General features: G+C 70.0%; 12 protein-coding genes. 5 read left to right on the plus strand and 7 right to left on the minus strand.

Features of this window, described 5'->3' with window-relative positions; genetic code table 11:
* The coding region (locus VKH46_00440) for a C45 family autoproteolytic acyltransferase/hydrolase (protein HKB69282.1) at window positions 1–719 on the minus strand (719 nt) is incomplete at its 3' end.
* 18 nt (window positions 720–737) lie between these two features.
* Here VKH46_00440 and VKH46_00445 point away from each other — a divergent pair.
* The 3 genes from VKH46_00445 (at window position 738) to VKH46_00455 (ending at window position 4879) form a co-directional block, all read left to right on the plus strand.
* The gene (locus tag VKH46_00445; protein HKB69283.1) at window positions 738–1883 is read left to right on the plus strand and encodes a DUF4147 domain-containing protein; all 1146 of its coding nucleotides are present in this window, start codon (window positions 738–740) and stop codon (window positions 1881–1883) included.
* Between the two features lie 56 nt (window positions 1884–1939).
* Window positions 1940–2551, plus strand: coding sequence for a YceI family protein (locus VKH46_00450; protein HKB69284.1), 612 nt, complete (start codon window positions 1940–1942; stop codon window positions 2549–2551).
* Between the two features lie 744 nt (window positions 2552–3295).
* Window positions 3296–4879 (plus strand): radical SAM protein, encoded by a 1584-nt coding sequence (locus tag VKH46_00455; protein HKB69285.1) that lies wholly within the window; start codon window positions 3296–3298, stop codon window positions 4877–4879.
* 518 nt (window positions 4880–5397) lie between these two features.
* Here the strand turns inward: VKH46_00455 and VKH46_00460 are convergent.
* The 6 genes from VKH46_00460 to VKH46_00485 all read right to left on the minus strand — a co-directional run bounded on the left by VKH46_00460 (window position 5398) and on the right by VKH46_00485 (window position 10956).
* A complete protein-coding gene (locus tag VKH46_00460; GenBank protein ID HKB69286.1) occupies window positions 5398–6051 on the minus strand; it encodes a hypothetical protein in 654 nt (217 codons plus the stop codon).
* A 150-nt stretch (window positions 6052–6201) separates the two neighbouring features.
* Window positions 6202–6372, minus strand: coding sequence for a hypothetical protein (locus VKH46_00465; GenBank protein ID HKB69287.1), 171 nt, complete (start codon window positions 6370–6372; stop codon window positions 6202–6204).
* A 272-nt stretch (window positions 6373–6644) separates the two neighbouring features.
* Window positions 6645–8186 (minus strand): NAD(P)-binding protein, encoded by a 1542-nt coding sequence (locus VKH46_00470; GenBank protein HKB69288.1) that lies wholly within the window; start codon window positions 8184–8186, stop codon window positions 6645–6647.
* A complete protein-coding gene (locus VKH46_00475) occupies window positions 8183–9121 on the minus strand; it encodes a hypothetical protein (GenBank protein HKB69289.1) in 939 nt (312 codons plus the stop codon). Before VKH46_00475 ends, VKH46_00470 begins: the two co-directional genes overlap by 4 nt.
* Entirely contained in the window at window positions 9118–10506 is a 1389-nt protein-coding gene (locus VKH46_00480; GenBank protein ID HKB69290.1) for an asparagine synthase-related protein, read from the minus strand. The genes VKH46_00475 and VKH46_00480 overlap by 4 nt, the downstream gene beginning before the upstream one ends.
* 234 nt (window positions 10507–10740) lie before the next feature.
* Complete coding sequence (locus VKH46_00485; protein ID HKB69291.1) at window positions 10741–10956, minus strand: hypothetical protein; 216 nt, start codon at window positions 10954–10956, stop codon at window positions 10741–10743.
* A gap of 127 nt (window positions 10957–11083) precedes the next feature.
* Here VKH46_00485 and VKH46_00490 point away from each other — a divergent pair, with 127 nt between their 5' ends.
* Both VKH46_00490 and VKH46_00495 read left to right on the plus strand, forming a co-directional pair.
* A complete protein-coding gene (locus VKH46_00490; GenBank protein ID HKB69292.1) occupies window positions 11084–14353 on the plus strand; it encodes a PQQ-dependent sugar dehydrogenase in 3270 nt (1089 codons plus the stop codon).
* A gap of 172 nt (window positions 14354–14525) precedes the next feature.
* The coding region (locus VKH46_00495; GenBank protein HKB69293.1) for a hypothetical protein at window positions 14526–15447 on the plus strand (922 nt) is incomplete at its 3' end.

A 15447-nucleotide genomic window follows, 5' to 3' on the forward strand; every position in this document is an offset into this window, starting at 1 on the left:
GACTGGAGTGAGACGCCGAGCCCCTTTTCGTTGAATCCCGAAACGACGCCGGTCATGCCGCCGAAGGTGACCGAGAGGTAACGGAAACCCTTTTCGGGAACGGTCGCGACGACGATCTTTTCCCGGTCGAAGCGCCCCCCGGCCTCGAAGTCGAAGTTCCGGGCGAGATACACGTGTCCGTCCGCCGTCGCCGGGGGCGCCGCCGCGAAACCCGTGCAGGCGCCCGAGAGAGGGATCGTGTCGATGAACCGCTGCGAGAAATCGTGGAGGGCATGGAGGGACAGCTGGCGCGCGAACGGGCTCCATCCGCCGGGGAGCGGGTCCGGCACCTCCGCGTCGGCGACTCCGCGGATCTCCGCGAGGTGCGCCGCCCCGATCCATTTCTCCGACCGCCGCATCGAAAGGCCGAGGAGGCGGCGCAACGACCATCGCCGGAGGCCCGAAGGGACCGTCTCGCGAAGGAGGAACTCGAGATCCGTCTCGCCGGCGGCGATCTGCGGGTAGGCGAGGCGTCCTCGCGCGTACCCGCGAACGTACGGCGGGCCTTCGAACCGGGCTTCGCGCATCCCTTCGCGCTCGCGGAGGAACGAGCCGCCGAATCTCCGGATGCCTCCGCGCACTTCCAGAACGCCGTCGATCCGGGGCGCGGCCGTTCGCGGCGCCGCCGGCGCGCACGCGGCGGCGCAGAGAGCGGCGGCGAGGAGCAGGCGTCGCGCCATCGGGCCGATAATAGCCGCGTGGCGGGCTCCGACGTTCTCGAGCCGCTCTGGCGATCCGCCCGGGAGGCCGTCGAACCGGGGGCGCTCGTCTCGCGCTTCTTCCGGGACCGGCCGCCCGCGCCCGCTCGGCGCCGCGGGCTCTTCGCCTGCGGCAAGGCGGCGCTCGCGATGGCTCGCGGCGCGACCGCCTCGCTTTTCGATTCGACGCTCGTCGTCGTGCCGCGCGGAACGCCGGTTCCGCGAGCATGGCGGAATCGCGTCCTCTTCGCGTCGCACCCGGAGCCGGACGCGTCGAGCGTCGCGGCCGCTCGGGCGGCGATCGCGTTCTTCCGGAAGTTCGGGCAAGGGGACGAGATTGTCGCGCTGATTTCGGGTGGCGCGTCATCCCTCCTCTGTCTGCCGAAGAAGGGAATCACGCTTGCGGAGAAGAAGGCGCGCGTACGAAGGGCAATGCGCGCCGGCTGGCCGATCGAGCGGCTGAACCGGCTCCGGATTTCGCTTTCGGCCATCAAAGGCGGAAAACTCGCGGAAGCGACGGAGGCGCGCGTCACGACGCTCGTCCTCTCCGACGTCCCGGGCGCCGACTTCCGGATCGTCGGGTCCGGTCCCACGATCCGGAAGCGGCGCGGCGACCGCGCGGTTCTCCTTGCAGACAATCGGACCGGCCTCGCGGCGGCGTCCGAAGAAGCGCGGCGCTTCGGAGCGCGTATTTCGATCATCCGGCGGTCACTCTCCGGCGAAGCCGCGGCGGCCGGGAGGGAATTCGCGAAACGGCTCAAGGCGCTCGCGCGCCGGGGGCGCGGCCCGCTCGTCCTGCTCGCCGGGGGCGAGACGACCGTCGCGATCCGCGGCCGGGCGGGAACAGGAGGCCGCAACCAGGAGCTCGCGCTCGCGGCGGCGCTCGAGATCGCGGGCGATCCGCGGCTCTCGATCCTCGCGGCCGGCTCCGACGGGGTCGACGGCAACTCCGAAAATGCGGGCGCCCGGGTCGATGGCGGCACGATCGCACGCGGCGCCCGGCGCGGGATCGACGCGGAGCGCTTTCTCGCCGGACACGACGCCGCGGGGTTTTTCGCTCGCGCGGGAGGCGCCTTCCACACCGGTCCCACCGGCACGAATGTCGCCGACTGGGTCTTCGGATACGCCGCGCCGCCCGAGTCGTGAGCCACGGCGCCGGACAGAAGCATCGGGTTGTCCACGTTCCGGTCTAAAATAACGGGATGAAGACTTTGCTTGCGGCTCTCCTCTTCGGTGCGGCGTGTGCTCCCGCGTTCGCACAGAAGCCGGCGCCGGAGAACGCGACGACCGCGCCGCCGCGAGTCCTGAAATATCGCTTCGTCCCCCAGCAGTCTTCGATCACGTTCGAGCTTCCGACGACGTTCCACGTCATCCACGGCAAGATCGACGCCTGGCGCGGGAGCGTCGAGGTGGATCCGGCGCGGCCGGGGGGACTCAAGGCGCGGATCGACATGCGGGCGGATTCGATCGAGACCGGAAAGGCGCGGCGCGACCTCGACTTCCGCGACCGGATGCTCGACGCGGCGCGTTTCCCGGAGATCGTCTTCGACGGTTCGTCGTACAAGGGGAACCTCGCCGCCTTCGAACCGGGCGGCGTCGTCACCGCGGACGTGTCCGGAACGCTGACGATCCACGGGGTCGCCAAGCAGATCCAGACCAACGTCGAGGCGGCGGTCCTGAACGACCACGTCGTCGTCGCGGGCGCGGTCCCCGTCTTCTGGAAAGCGTTCGGGCTGGGAGACCTGTCGCGGCTGTTCGTGAGGATGAAGGAGCCGATGCTGGTTGTCTTCCGCCTCTGGGCCGTCCCAGAGTAGAGGCACGGCGATGCATCGAGCCGGGCGGGCGCGTGCCGTCCGCCCGCGGGCTTAACGTACGCCCCGGTACGCCGCGCCCGCGGGCCGGCCGGCCCGCATCCCGTCCGCCTTCGCCAAGGCTTCGGCGGATCGAGCGCTCAAGCGCGCTGGTGGTTCAAAGGGTGCCGTTGTCCAGCAATCCGCCATAGCTCGTCAGAGCGACGGCGGACCGGGCTCGCGCCTCGCCGTGCCTCGAACTCGTCGGCATTGGGACGCGCACGGACCCCTGCCTCTCCCCGCGGGAGAGGGTCGGGGTGAGGGCCACCGTCCGCCCGCACGACGTACGCTCGCCGGTACGCCTTAGCGGCCGGCAGGCCGCCCGAACCCGCCTTCCCGCACGTCTGGCCGCGCTTTCGGGTGGTTCTGAACTGATACGCGATCTTCCAGCGATCGGCAGTAGCCGGCGCGGACCATACGCGCGGTCATACGGGCCCGTGCGACCTGCCGTCCGCACGACGTACGCTTCCGTTACGCCCTAGCGGCCGGCAGGCCGCCCGAACCCGCCTTCCCGCACGTCTGGCCGCGCCTCTACGTTGTCGTAACTGACACGAAGCTTCTTCCCCCTCTCCCCGCGGGAGAGGGTTGGGGTGAGGGAGTCCCGGGCACTCCCTCTCCCCGCGGGAGACTTGGCGTGCCGAAGCAAGGGCCGGGGTGAGGGAGCCCTCGGGGCCGGATGATCGGTGCGCCTGTTACACTTAACGGTTCATGACTGCCTGGCCCGACAGACGCCGAGACCTCATCGCCGCGGAGCGATTCGTCGAGGAGCCGAAGAAGTTCGGCGCCTACCGGCTGGCGCTCGGCTTCCCGAACTCGTACGAGGTCGGGATGTCGAACCTCGGGTTCCAGTGGGTGTATCGCCTCTTCAACCGCGTCGACGACCTCGTCTGCGAGCGCTTCTTCTGCGAGGAGGACGCGCCCGCCGAGACCTTCGAGTCGCGCACGCCTCTCTCGGACTTCGGCGTGCTCGCCTGGTCCGTGTCGTGGGAGATGGACTACGTCAATCTCTTGAAGACCCTCGACCGCGCGCGCATCCCGCGGCGCGCGAAGGACCGCGACGAGCGCCATCCGATCCTCGTCGTCGGGGGCGACTGCGCGCGGATCAACCCGGCGCCGCTCACTCCGTTCTTCGACGTCTTCGCGATGGGAGACGGCGAGAGACTCGTCCCCGCGATCTCCGGTCTCATGAAGCGCGGGCTCTCACGCGACGCGTTCCTCGAAGAGGCGGCGCGCGTGCCGGGTCTCTTCGTGCCTTCGGTCCAGGGCGCGCGGGCGGAGCATTCGACGGCGGGGAAGATCGTCATCCAGCAGACGATGTCGAGGAAGGAGATCGGCCCGGACTACGAGGTCCCGCACTCGACGATCCTCACGCCCCACACCGAGCTCTCCGACAAGCTCCTGATCGAGATTTCGCGCGGGTGCACCGAGATGTGCAAGTTCTGCTGGGCGGCCTACGCGATGGCGCCGATCAAGCAGTACCCGGCGTCGTCGATCCTCGCGACCGCGAAGCTCGGGCGCGCGTACACGGACCGCACCGGGCTGATCGCGACGGCCGTCTGCGACCATCCGGAGATCGACGCGATCCTCGCGGGCCTGGCCGGGCTCGGGTTCCACATCGCGCTCTCGTCGATCAAGATCGACGCGATCCGGCCGGAGATCCTGTCGGTCCTCGCGCGCCAGGGCGAACGGTCTCTCTCGATTGCTCCTGAAGCCGGCAACGAGCGCCTGCGGCGGTTCATCAACAAGAAGGTGACCGACGCGATGCTCCGCGAGAAGGTCGCGATGATCTTCGCGCACGGCTTCACGAACCTGAAGCTCTATCTCCAGTTCGGGCTCCCGTCGGAGACCGAAGAGGACCTGCGCGACCTCGTGCGCCTCGTCGACGATTGCCGCGAGATCGCGCTCGCCGCCGCGAAAACGACGGGAAAGATGCCGACGATCGTCCCGTCGGTCAACGCGTTCATCCCGAAGCCGCACACGCCGTACGAGAACGAGCCGCTCGCCTCGGAGGAGGACCTCAGGGAGAAGACGGAGTTCCTGACGCGCGCTTTCGCGCCCATGCGGAACGTCCGCTTCCGCGGCATGCCCGTCTCGGAGGCCAAGTGGGAGGCCTATCTCGCGAAGATGGACGAATCGGCGGCCGAGATCCTCGAGCGCGGCGCCGACGGCGTCCCGGTGCGCCGGCTCTTGAAGGACTTCGCCCCGCAGATCGACGCCGTCGTGCGACCCTCGGCGCCGCCGCCGGGCGCGGGCAAGCCGGCTAATGCCTGGGACTTCATCAGCAAACGATAGAGCCGGCGCGGCGATGCATCGAGCCGGGCGGGCGCGTGCACCGCGACCCGCGGCCTTACCGTACGCTTATCGGTACGCCGCGGCCGCGGGTCGGATGCCCGCATCCCGTCCGCCTTCGCCAAGGCTTCGGCGGATCGAGCGCTCAAGCGCGCTGGTGGTTCAAAGGGTGCCGTTGTCCAGCAATCCGCCATAGCTCGTCAGAGCGACGGCGGACCGGGCTCGCGCCTCGCCATTGTCAGAACTGATCGGGGGAATTCCTCGATTCGCGGTACTTGCCGGCGCGGCGGATGCATCGAGCCGGTCCGCCTCCGCTCTGCGGAGCTACGGCGCGATCAGTTGTAAGTTTGCGCGAACCGTAAGGGACGATCGACGCCGATAGGATCGCGCCGACGCGTCCCGTCGAAGCTTCAGCGAAGGAGGAAGCTTCAGCGAAGGCGGAGGCGCTGGAGAACCTTCGGGCGAAAGCTTTCCGCGATGCGAAGGGTCCGGAGCTATTTAGGAGTTTGCGCGGCAAACTCCTAGCTCGTGAGGAGTTTCTCCACCCTCGCGGTCGCGCAGGAGCGGCAGTATTTGTTGCCGTGGATGGGTATGACTTTCCCGAAGGCCCGGCAGGTGCGGCAGCGCCCGGTGCCCGGCTCCCGCCGTCTTCGCCGCTTCGGCGGCTCGGGCGCCTCCTCGACCGTCAGCAGAGACTTGAAGCCGCTGTAGCCGCCGGTCAGCTGCAGCACTTCGCCGAGGCAGCGGAAGCACACGCTCGTGTCGAGGCAGCGGAAGAGGGCGCTCGCCGCGGCGGCGCATCGGGCGCAGACGTGATCCGCCGGCTCGGGCCGGGCGGACACGGCGTGGACCGCGACCCCGGCCGCGCGGGGACCGGCGAAGGCCTGCGGATGCTCCACGTAGGCTTTCCAGTGCTCGCATTCGCGGCGGTGCGCTTCGTCGGTGAAATCGTTGGCGAGGCTCGTTCGCGCCTCGACGAGCGGAAACGGACCGAACTCGCGGCGGAATCCGAACCGGCACGTTTCGCAGTAGATGCCCCGGGAGCTCGGACCGTCGCGCCCGGCGAGGACGCCGGTCGTCGCGGCGAGGTGTTCCGCGATGGGCCACTCTTCCCCGGAATGCGCGGCGACGTTGATGCGAAAGAACTCTCCGTCGGAGATTCGAATGCTTTTCACGTCGTCCTCCCCCGCGCCGGATGTCCGATCTCGCCGGACGCGACGCGCGCCTGATTCACCGCTCGAGGGTCTCCGTTTCGGCGGAATCAAGCAAAATTCGGGCCACGGGAACCATTGCTCCCGGTCGGCCGGCCGCGCGGGGACGAGCCGCTAGGGCTTGCGCGTCGAGGGCTTGGGCTCCGGCCGAGAGTTGCCGGGAGCATCCTGCCGGCGGAAGACGTACCCGCATTTCGGGCACCAGGCTTCGCCCGGCGGGTCCGTGCGGGCGTAGAGCTCGCCGTCGCAACCCTTCGGGTTCGGACATTTCGCGCGTGTCGTCATGAGACTCCTCCGATCGCCGAGACTGATTTTCCGCGCATCGTATCACCCTCGCGTCCGGCCGGGTCAGCCGGCCGGCTCGAGGTAGCCGGGACGACAGACGACGCGGGCGCCGCGGCGAGCGAGACGTTCGCGGATTCCGAGACGGCGTTTCCGGCTGCCGCCGACGGTGGCGCGGAAGCCGGCGCCCCGCCCGCGGTGGCCGCCGCGCCGAGCGCGAGCGGGAAAGCGAACCGCCGCAGAGCCGCCGGGACAGGGTGGGACATGCGAGAAGACTACCCGGTTTCGAACCCGGTCCGCTCGAGAAGTCGGTCGATCTCCCCGGCGGACGCGCCCAGCTTCGGCGCCGCCGCGCGCAGGTCCGCCGCCGACACCGGGTACCAGTTGCGCCGCGCCGGATCGAGGAAGCCCGCGACGTTCCACGGCTCGATCGCGGCGCGGGCGGCGTCGGAAAATCCCGCGCGGTCCGCCGTCTCGCCGCGGAGGCGCGCGCTCGCCCGGCGGATCGCGGCGCGCAGGGCCGGGCGGTCCGCGCCGATGAATCCGGGCAGCTCCTCGCGGCCGAGCCGGCACGACGCTTCCGAGAAGCTCGCGGCGGCGAAGTAGAACATCGTCGCCGCGCCGAACGTCTCGAAGTCGTCGAACGAGCGCCACAGCGCCGATACGAGCTCGGCCGTCAGGTCGGCTTCGTCGAGCGTGCGCGCGGCCACTTCGCCGATGCGCCGCTCGAACCCGTCGCCCTCGGGCGAGTCTTCCAGCGCGAGCCCGGCGCGAGCGATGCCCAGCAGCGTGAGCGGGATCCCCGTCGACAGCAGCGGGTCGACGAACGCGGCCGCAGAGGGGAGCATCCACCAGCCGGGACCGCTCGCCGCCGCCGACCGGAAGGGCACGCCTTCGTCGTACCGGAACGGGAGGAGCGGCGCGGCGTGCCGGAACTGCCGCGCGACCGCGGGAAACATGGCGAGGAGCCGCCGCCAGGCGGGCTCCCCCTCGCCGCCGCGAATCTCCCGGTCGAGCTCGGGAGAGAGCATCGCGCCGGCGCTCGTGATCCCGCCCTCGAAACGGAGAACCCAGATCCAACCCCCGTCGAAGACGTGGTGGAGCGCGGCGTCGTCGATCGGATAGGGCGGCGTTTCGTCTCCGCGCGCGGCGTCGTCCATTCGCGCCACGCCGCGGAAGTGCGAATAGAGCGCGCGGGTCGCGGGCATCGCGGCGAAGGGACGCTCCCCGAGGCGCAGCGCGCGATGGAGGAAACCCCGGGGCCCGGAAGCGTCGGCGACGCACCGGGCCTCGAAGGCGACTCGGTCGCCGTTGCTCGCGCCCGAGAGCCGGACGCCGCGGTCCTCCCGTTCGAACCCGTCGAGGACGACCCGGTCGACGTACTCCGCCCCCGCCGCGCGCGCCCGCTCGAGGAGAAAATGATCGACGTCGGCGCGGTACCAGTGGGTATCGGCGATTTCGTCGCGCGGGCTCGCGGCCACGAGGAGCGGGTTGCGAAGCGCCGGATCGGACACCGGCTCGCGTCCCTCGCGGTGGTGAAAGAAGGTGAAGCCGCGCTTGATCCCGCCGCGAACGCGCGGGAGGCGCGCCTGCCAGGTTCCCCACTTCGCGAGCGGGGCGACTTCCGGGAGATCGTAGCGGCGGGCGATCCGCTCGACGAGCAGGTTCGCGAGCGGCGACGTCGACTCGCCGATGGCGAAACGCGGATGCGTCCCCTTCTCGATGAGGACGACGGTCCGGCCCAGGCGGCGGGCGACGAGAGCGAGAAGGGAACCCCCGAAGCCGGAGCCGACGATCGCGAGGTCGAACCGCTTCATCGCGGCATCGCGGCGCCGCCGGCCGGCCCGGCAACGGCCGGCCGATGGCCGGCGCACGAGACGGGAGGAAGGCGGCCGGTCGCATTCAGCACGGCGAGCGCCGCATGCCGTGCCTCGCGGCACGCGGCGCAGCCCGGCAGCCGGGAAAGTGTGGCGAGCTCGGCGAGGACGACCGCGCCGCCCGCCTCGACGCACTCGGCGACGACGGCGAAATAGTCCTCGAGCGTGATCTCGGCGAATGCTCCCTCGCTCCGAAGCCGCTCCATGGGCGCGTGATCGGAGACGACCGGGAGGAGCGACACGACGCGCGCGCCGGCGTCCCGCGCGAGGCGGAACGTCGCGGCCGCGAGCTCGCGCGCCGCCGCGCCGAAGACGTACGGCGGCTGGACGAGCACGAAGGCCCGGAGGAGGATTCCCGCGTCGGCGAGGCGGCCGGCCGCGTCCCGGAAGCGCGCGACCGTCGTGGGCTTCCCGAGACGGCGGAGCAGCCCGTCGTCGGCCGCCTCGACGCCGATCGCGACCTCGAGCCGTCCGCCGAGAAGCCGCGCGAACGCGGGCGCGCGCCGCACCTGCTCGGACCGCGACTCGATGACGACGAGGTCGAGATCGGCGACCTCCGCCGCGATCGCCGCGAGGTCGCCCGCGCTCTGGCGAATCGACCGCGGCTCGAAAAGAGAAGACGCGTTGTAGAGCTTGATGCCCGAGATCGGGGCGAGCCTCGCCCGGGCCGAACGGATCTGCCGCGCGATCTCGCTTCCGCTCGCCGGGCCTTCTCCCGCCTGCCGGTAGAGAGCGCAATAGACGCAGGAAAGGGGGCACGGCCCGTTGCGGAGGTACGCGGTGCCGATCGTCCGGGGGGTCCCGTCCGGAAAGATCTCCGTTTCCTCGGCGATCCCGACCGGGCGCGCTCCCGAAGCGCGCCGGACCGGGCTCATGCCGGCGCGGAGAGGGGGACGCCGCCCCGGGCGGGCGCGTCCTCGGCGGCCTCCGGTCTCGGGCCGAACCGGCGCTCGTGCTCGGCGCGAAGCTCCGCCCGCGACGCGGCCAGCGAGCCGAAGAGCTCGGGGGCGAGCGCGCCGTGCTGGAAACGCCTCTTCGGGGCGATCGGCAGCCGGATGCCCCGCGAGGCGAGACCGGCCGCGGCCACTTCGGCCTTGAGCGCGAGAAGGCGCGCCGGGTCTTCGCCGACGAGCTCGCGCAGCGGCGCCGACAGCGCGGCCGCGATCGCAGGGCGCATCGCGTGGGGCGACAGCGCCGTGAAGCCGAACGCGCGCGCCGGCGCGAAGCCGCGCACGACGCCCCGCGAGAATCCGCCCGTGTACGTGAGCGAGTGCTTGATCGAGTCGATTCCCCACCCCTCGTGGTACAGGAGGGGATTGTTCAGGACGCTCTTGATCGTGAGCTCGGAGTCCTCGATCGGGTACGACTTCCAGTTCTCGTCCCCTCCGTCGCCGTCGAAGAGAGCCACGAGGTCGGGCTGCGCGCGCCGGAGGTTCCGCGCGAACGCGAGCGCCGCGGCCGCGCACTGCACGTCGAGCGGGCGGTAATCCTCGATCGCGGCGACGGCCGCGGCGAGCGAGAGGTCGTCCGGCGACGCTTCGATCGCCGTCCAGCGGTCGCGCGCGCCGAGCGCGGCGGCGACCTCCTCGGCGGCGCGGCGGTCTGCGGCGTCGCCGATCGCGAGCGTGAAGAGCCGCACGCGGCCTTCGCGTCCCTCCGCTTTCGCCGCGGAGAGCACCGCCCACGCCGTGAGCGTCGAATCCGCGCCGCCGGACAGGGCGACGCCGACCGGCGCCTCGCGCGGGATCGCCGAAAGGAGCGCCGCGGCGCCAGACTCGATCGCGGCGACGTAGCGCTCGCCGAGCGCCCCGCGGTCGGCGGGACCGCGCCCCGCCTCGGGGGAGAAGAAGCGCCGGTAGCGGGGGTTCGGGTCGGGGCAGCCGATCTGGTCGAGCTCGACGAGGTGATGGGCGGGAATCATGCGCGTATACGACGGATGAAACTGCTCGTCGATCCCCTCCTCGGCGCAGTAGCGTGCGATCGCGTCGATGCGGTCGGCGACGACGAGGTACGGGCCGGTCGCGCGCTTGGCGACGAAGTACCGGAGCGGCCGCCCGATCGTGCGGGCGAGCCGGATCGTCACGCCGTCCCGGGCGACGGCCGCGAACGTTCCCTCGATTTCCGCCAGCGCATCGACGTCGCCGGCGCGCACGGCCTCCGTCAGCGCTTCGCGCGTCGCGTCGAGCAGGACGTCGGAGGAGGGATCGGACAGATCGACGAGCCGGGGTTCGGTCAAACCCGGCGTGAAGGGAAACGGCATGGTGGGCCTCCCGTGGAAGATCCTATCGTGAGGCGGGATTTGAAATTCGAAGTCCGAATTCCGAAATCCAAAACAAATCCGAATATCGAATGTCGAAAGTTCGAAGACCGCTGAAGTCGCTCGCGACGCACGGTGAAATCGGGCGCGGAATCGCGGCGCGAGGGTCCGAAGATTGGATGAGAAGACCGGACGTTGTTTCGAATTTCGAAATTCGGATTTCGGATTTGAAGGCGGCTAAGCCCTCCTCCTGGTGACCATGCACATATCCGGAGTGAGATTGTCGTCGTCGTCGCGGGTCATGCGGTGCAGGTATCGCGTGGAATCGCCGCCGGGTGCCTGACTCTGCTTCAGGCCGTTTCGTCCGCAAGCGGGGCAGATCGCGATCACCCCGCTGCGATTCTCTACCGTTTCCCCGAAATCGAGCTCCGTATAGTCGAATTCTTCGGGCACGATTCCACCTCCGAAGCCGAAACCGAACGAGCAACGATGTCCGGATTCTAGCACCGTGCGGCATCGGCCTTGCACGAACGCCGAAGGTTCCGGTGTGGTCCGGAAAACGATCTCGGAGGGGGACACGGTGACGCCCAGGTTCTTTGCCAGATTCGGAGCTCCGATTCTCGCGGCCGCCGTCGCGGTCGCTTCCGCCGCCGCGCACGGAGAGACCCTGCCGCCGGGGTTCCGCGATTCGATCGTGATCAGCGGGCTGACGCGGCCGACGGTCGTCCGCTTCTCGCCCGACGGACGGATCTTCGTCGCGGAAAAGAGCGGGATCGTCAAGGTGTTCTCGAGCCTGACGGCGACGACGCCGACGATCTTCGCGAATCTGACCACCAACGTGGACAATTACTGGGACCGGGGGCTTCTCGGAATGGCGCTCGATCCCGGATTCCCGACGAATCCTTACGTCTACGTGCTGTACGCCTACGACGCGCCGATCGGCGGGACCGCGCCGGTCTGGAACGACGGGTGCCCGACCCCTCCGGGGCCGAATACGGACGGGTGCGTCGTGAGCGGGCGGCTTTCGCGGCTGACCGCGAGCGGAAACGTGATGTCGGGCTCCGAAAAAGTCCTGATCAACGCCTGGGGGCAGCAGTTCCCCAGCCATTCGCTCGGCGCGATCCAGTTCGGCGCCGACGGCGCGCTCTACGCGAGCGACGGAGACGGCGCGAGCATGGGGACGGTCGACTACGGGCAGTTCGGGGGAAACCCCCTCGGCGATCCGCCGGGGGGAGTGGGCGGGACGATGGAGCCTCCCTGGGCCGAAGGGGGCGCCCTCCGCAGCCAGAGCCTGCGCCGGCAGGCGGGCGAGCCCGCCGTGTTGAACGGGACGGTCATCCGCGTCGATCCGTCGACCGGGGCGGCGCTCTCGACGAATCCTCTCGCCGGAAGCTCCGACGCGAACGCCCGCCGCATCGTCGTCGAGGGCCTGCGCCAGCCGTTTCGCTTCACGATCCGGCCGAACACGAACGAGCTCTGGATCGGCGACGTCGGAAACGAAGTGTGGGAGGAGATCGACTCGGCTCCCAGTCCGGCCACCGAGGTGAAGAACTTCGGCTGGCCCTGCTACGAGGGGCCCGACCAGGAGCCCGACTGGGTGAGCGCCCAGGTCGACATCTGCATGAACGACCTCTACGTGAACCCCTCGGTCGTCACGGCGCCGTTTCTCGGGTACCGCCACTCCGACAGCGTCGTTTCGGGAGACGGATGTCCGACCGGGGGCTCCTCGATCACGGGCCTCGCGTTCTACGGGACCGGGAGCTATCCGTCGCCGTACGACGGCGCGCTCTTCTTCGCCGATCACACGCGCAATTGCGCCTGGGTGCTCTTTCCCGGCGCGAACGGCCAGCCCGACCCCGGCAACCGCGCGCTCTTCATCGGGGGCGCGTCGCACCCGGTCGACCTCGTGACCGGCCCCGGCGGGGACCTCTTCTACGTCGACCATGAAGGGGGAGCGATCCACCGGATCCAGTACATGACGCCCACCGCCAGCGCGACGGCGACTCCGCAATCGGGGCCGCCGCCTCTCGCCGTCCAGTTCGACGGCAGCGGCTCGCACGGAGCGAACGCGGGCGACACGCTGACGTATGCGTGGGACCTCGACGGTGACGGCCTCTTCGACGACTCGACCGCCGTGTCGCCGTCGAAGACCTATCAGACCGCCGGTCAGTACACGGTCAGGCTCGAGGTCACCGACCAGAACGGCGTCTCGGGCGTGAGCGATCCCTTGACGGTCACGGCGGCGCAGGGCGCGCCCAGCGCCGTGATCGACGCTCCCTCCCCGTCGCTGACCTGGAAAGTCGGCGACGCGATCCCGTTCTCCGGACACGCCACCGATCCGCAGGACGGAACGCTCGCGGCATCGGCGCTCGCCTGGTCTCTGATCATGCATCACTGTCCGTCGAACTGCCACACGCACGAGATCCAGTCGTTCGCCGGAGTCGCGAGCGGGAGCTTCTCGGCGCCCGATCACGAGTACCCGTCGTTTCTCGAGCTGAAGCTGACGGCGACCGACTCGCTCGGCCTGACCGGCACGGCCAGCGTGATCCTCCAGCCGCAGACCGTCGCGCTCCAGTTCGCGGCGTCGCCGTCGGGGCTGCTGCTCGACGCGGGCGACGGCGGGGTCGCGACGCCGTTCTCGAAGACGGTGATCGTCGGATCGACGAACACGATCAGCGCCGCTTCGCCGGAGACGCTGAACGGCTCGGCCTACTGGTTCGACGGCTGGTCGGACGGCGGCGCGCAGACGCATTCGATCGTCGCCGGGTCGAGCCCGGCGACGTACACGGCGACGTTCGCCTCCAACGGCGACGTGATGGCGCCGCAGAGCGCCCTCGTCGAGGGAAAATCGCCGTTTCCGTCGTCATCGTCCGAGCCCAACGGCGTGATCGAGCCCGGCGAGACCGTCGCCTTCTCCCCGTCCTGGAAGAACACGAGCGCCGGGACGGTCGTCGGCACCACGGGGTCGATCACGAGCTTCACCGGCCCCACCGCGGGGGGGGCGGCATACACCATCGTCGACGGAACCGCCTCGTACGGGGACGTCGCCGCCGGCGCGACGGTCTCGTGCGGCTCGACGTGCTACCAGCTCAAGGTCACGGCGGACACGCGTCCGGCGGCGCACTGGGACGCGACGGTCTCGGAGGCCTTGAACACGTCGGAAGCGCGCGAATGGACGGTGCACATCGGCGACAGCTTCGGCGACGTTCCTTCGAGCAGCGGCTTCTACCCCGACGTCGAGGCGATCTTCCACGCCGGAATCACGAACGGGTATGCGGCGGGCGTGTACGGCCCGTTGAACGCCACGATGCGAAGCCAGATGTCCGCCTTCATTTCACGCGCTCACGCGGGAAGCGACGCCGCGATCCCGTCTTCCGGGACGGTGCCCGGACTGGGCACGTACGACTGCGAGTCGGGGGGGACGTCGCTGTTTTCCGACGTGGCGCCGACGGATCTGTTCTGTCGAAACATCCACTACGTCGTCGCGCACGGACTTTCCTACGGCTGCACGGATCGGACGCAGTTCACGTCGACTTTCTGTCCGGCGGCGAACATCACGCGGCGAAGCATGGCGGTCATGCTCGCGCGCGACCTCGCGGGCGGCGACGCCTCCGTTCCCTCGAAGGCTCCGGATTCGGGAAACGGCCGCTCATACGACTGCACGGACGGGAAGGCGAACGCGTTCGCCGACGTCTCCGACAGCGATGTCGGGTGCAAGCACATCTACTACCTCTGGTCGAAGAACATCGTCGACGGGTTCTCGGGCGGAAATTACGGCCCGGACGGCTCGGTGCTCCGCGCTCAGATGGCGAAGTTCCTCGCGAATACGTACCGGCTGACGCTCCCGTAGTCCGAAAGCCGGTCGCGAGTACCGAGTCTCGACGCAGGAGGGCAGCGTCGGACGCTCCCGTTGCAGAAGTCGCGGCGGTGGAGAGCTTTGCACGCGGGCACGCGTCTTGCTCCTTCCGGTCTTCAGGATGTGGCGAGTGTACGGACTCGACACACCCCGTGAAAAGGGGAAGATGGAAAGACCCGTGCCGCTCGCCCGCTGCTCGTGTGCAATCCGGAAGGCGGCCGCCGCCGGGATGCTCGCGGCGGCGCTCGCCGCGCCCGCGGTGGGAGCGATCGGGAAGTGGTCGAGTCTCGGTCCGGAAGGGGGACTCGTGAGCGCCCTTCTCCTGGATCCGTCCTCGCCGTCGGTCGTCTGGGAGGGAACCTACGGCGGCGGACTCTTCGTCAGCCGGGACGGAGGAGGACGGTGGTCGCGCGTGGCGACGGCCGGCGTCGGCGACGTCGTCAACGATCTCGCCGCCGTGCCGGGCGGTTCTCTCTTCGCCGCGACCAACGACGGCGTTCTCCGTTCGGACGACGGAGGAACAGGCTGGGTTCTCGCCAACGCCGGCCTGACGGACACGACGGTCTACTCCGTCGCCGTCGATCCCGTCGGAGCGGTCTACGTCGGCACGCAGACCCAGGGTGTCTTCCGCTCCGACGACGGCGGCCGGTCGTGGACGCCCGCCGGAACGGCCGCGTCCGTCCTCGCGATCGCTTCCGACCCGTCGCGCCCCGGAAGGATCTGGGCGGGGACGGCCGGATCGGGAGTCGTCCGAAGCGACGACGGGGGGCGGAGCTGGACCGAATCGCCGGCCGCGATCGCGGACGCGTTCGTCTTCGACGTCGAAGTCGATCCCCGGGACCCTTCGAACCTCTGGGCCGCCACGTTTGGCGGGGGCGTCTGGAAGAGCATCGACGGCGGTACGACATGGACGCCCCCGGCTTCTCCTTTTGCTTCGGCGAGCGTCTACGCGGTCGCCGTCGACCTCGGCTCGTCGGCGACGACACTCTGGGCGGGCACGCTCGACGGCGGAGTGTGGAAGAGCGTCGACGGCGGTACGGCCTGGGCCGAGGTCCCGACGCCGGCGCCGCGCGCGACGGTCTTCGCCG

This window comes from Thermoanaerobaculia bacterium (assembly GCA_035260525.1).
Taxonomy (GTDB): Bacteria; Acidobacteriota; Thermoanaerobaculia; order UBA5066; family DATFVB01; genus DATFVB01.

Excerpts from the sequence above, each read along its gene's own strand:
- VKH46_00455 (HKB69285.1), top strand. The coding sequence starts at position 3,296 with ATGACTGCCTGGCCCGACAGACGCCGAGACCTCATCGCCGCGGAGCGA.
- VKH46_00475 (HKB69289.1), bottom strand. The coding sequence starts at position 9,121 with ATGAGCCCGGTCCGGCGCGCTTCGGGAGCGCGCCCGGTCGGGATCGCC.
- VKH46_00465 (HKB69287.1), bottom strand. The coding sequence starts at position 6,372 with ATGACGACACGCGCGAAATGTCCGAACCCGAAGGGTTGCGACGGCGAG.
- VKH46_00450 (HKB69284.1), top strand. The coding sequence starts at position 1,940 with ATGAAGACTTTGCTTGCGGCTCTCCTCTTCGGTGCGGCGTGTGCTCCC.
- VKH46_00480 (HKB69290.1), bottom strand. The coding sequence starts at position 10,506 with ATGCCGTTTCCCTTCACGCCGGGTTTGACCGAACCCCGGCTCGTCGAT.
- VKH46_00470 (HKB69288.1), bottom strand. The coding sequence starts at position 8,186 with ATGAAGCGGTTCGACCTCGCGATCGTCGGCTCCGGCTTCGGGGGTTCC.